Raw genomic sequence first — 656 nt, forward strand, 5'->3', positions numbered from 1 at the left:
TATACCTCTACATTGGGAATAGATCGACCAATAGGTGGTGTCCCTTTGCCGCTATAAATGTCTATAGTAGCAACCGATGCTTCTGTTGGACCATATGCATTTATAAAGAGGTGATTTTTCACCCATCGTTTTGCCACTTGTTCACTACAGACTGAACCCGCAGAAATAACAGTTTGTAATTCCTCAAATTTAGATTCATCTAACAGATTTAGTACCGTAGGTGGTAAAAATGCATGCGTAATTTTTTTTTCTAGCAAAAACTGGGTAAGTGGATCGACTGGCATAATATCTTGTTGACCACATACATATAAAGTTCCACCAGACACCAGAGTTGCGAAGATATCATATAGTGAAACATCAAATGCAATTGAAGAAAACTGAACTACCTTACTACCCGTATTTAATTTTGTAAAATTAATGCTGGCATTAATAAAATTACATAGACCTTTTTGTTCATAAAGGACACCCTTTGGATTTCCTGTGGATCCAGATGTATAAATTACATATGCCAAATTATCTGGTTTAACTTCAATTGTAGGATTTATATTTTTTTCTCTCGAAATATTCATTTCATGTTCTTTTATATCAATACAGTCTATTTCTTTAGGTATCCACTGTGTTAGATGACTTTGTGTCAGCAATACTTGTATGTTGGC

1 protein-coding gene is annotated in these 656 nt (G+C 34.5%); it reads right to left on the reverse strand.

All coding sequences use genetic code 11. The annotated features are described in order from the left end of the window. Window positions 1–656 (reverse strand): AMP-binding protein (locus CN409_RS30960; protein ID WP_141527761.1); only part of this gene is annotated, 656 nt, incomplete at both ends.

It is taken from the genome of Bacillus sp. AFS012607 (assembly GCF_002558005.1).
Lineage (GTDB): Bacteria > Bacillota > Bacilli > Bacillales > Bacillaceae_G > Bacillus_A > Bacillus_A thuringiensis_S.